The sequence below is a fragment of the Saccharomonospora saliphila YIM 90502 genome (assembly GCF_000383795.1).
GTDB lineage: Bacteria > Actinomycetota > Actinomycetes > Mycobacteriales > Pseudonocardiaceae > Saccharomonospora > Saccharomonospora saliphila.
The window spans coordinates 132,898-134,420 of record NZ_KB912705.1 but is presented as its reverse complement, the minus strand read 5'-3'; the positions used below and the strand labels follow the sequence as shown (position 1 = coordinate 134,420).

1 protein-coding gene is annotated in these 1,523 nt (G+C 72.9%); it reads left to right on the top strand.

The annotated features are described in order from the left end of the window. Positions 1-1,348, top strand: a 1,348-nt coding sequence (locus tag SACSA_RS23535; RefSeq protein ID WP_019818995.1) for an NAD-dependent succinate-semialdehyde dehydrogenase, incomplete at its 5' end; no start/stop codon positions are given. Positions 1,349-1,523 lie beyond the last annotated feature (175 nt).

Sequence of the window (1,523 nt, the reverse complement as noted above, 5' to 3'; positions counted from 1 at the left end):
CCGCACGCTCCGCACGGTCGCCGACGCGCGCGGCGCCGACGCGGAGGCGGCCGTCTCCTCCGCCGTCGCCGCACAGGATGCCTGGGCCGACACCCCGCCCCGGCAGCGCGGGGAGATCCTGCGCCGGGCATGGGAACTGATGACCGAACGCGCCGACGACCTCGCGCTGCTGATGACGCTGGAGATGGGCAAGAGCCTCACCGAGTCCCGCGCCGAGGTCACCTACGCCGCCGAGTTCTTCCGCTGGTTCTCCGAGGAGGCCGTGCGCATCGACGGCCGCTACGCGCGCAATCCGGCGGGAGGCGGTGGCCGCGCCCTCGTGACACGCCAGGCCGTCGGGCCGTGCCTGCTAATCACACCGTGGAACTTCCCGCTGGCGATGGGCACCCGCAAGATCGGCCCCGCGGTCGCGGCCGGGTGCACCATGATCGTGAAGCCGCCGCAGCTCACGCCGTTGTCCATGCTGAACCTGGCGGCCATCCTCGCCGAGGCGGGCCTTCCGGACGGGGTGCTCACCGTGCTGCCGAGCACCTCCGCGAGCCGGGTCGTCGGTCCCGTGCTTGCCGACCGCCGCGTGCGCAAGCTCTCCTTCACCGGGTCGACGGAGGTCGGCCGCACGCTGGTCGAGCAGTGCGCGCCCAACCTTCAGCGGATGTCGATGGAGCTGGGCGGCAACGCCGCGTTCCTGGTCTTCGACGACGCGGATCTGGACGTGGCCGTGCGCGGCGCGGTGACCGCGAAGATGCGCAACAACGGCGAGTCGTGCGTGGCCGCGAACCGCTTCCTCGTGCACCGCTCGGTCGCCGACGAGTTCACCGAGAGGCTCACCGAGGAGATGGCCGCGCTGCGGATGGGGCACGGCACCGAGGAGGGGGTCGCGGTGGGACCGCTGGTGAACGCGGGCCAGCGGGACACGGTCTCCGAGCTGGTCAACGACGCGCGGAAACGCGGCGCGCGGGTGAGCACGGGTGGCGAGAACGGTCCGGGCGACGGGTACTTCTACCACCCCACCGTGCTCGCCGACGTTCCCCATGACGCCCGCATCCTGCACGAGGAGGTCTTCGGCCCCGTCGCACCCGTGACCACGTTCGACGACGAGGCCGACGCCGTGGCCCGGGCCAACGACACCGAGTTCGGCCTGGTCGGGTACGTGTTCACCACCGGCTTCAGCCGCGCGCTGCGGGTCGGCGAGGCCCTGCGCACCGGGATGGTCGGGGTCAACACCGGACTCGTGTCCAATCCGGCGGCCCCCTTCGGCGGGGTGAAGGCGTCCGGCTTCGGACGGGAAGGCGGCCACGAGGGCATCGACGAGTACCTCGACACCAAGTACCTCGCCCTGTCCCTGTGATGCCGCGCGGGTGAGGCCACCCGGCACCGTGCTGCCGCGCGGGTCACGCCACCGGGGGCGTGTGTCGCGCGGGTGACGCGCCCGGGAGCGGCGGCTCAGGAATTCTCGGCACGCGTGGCGTCGTGGACGGCGGCCTCGGCCGCGTCGAGCGCCGCACGGGCGGCCTCGGTGCGCT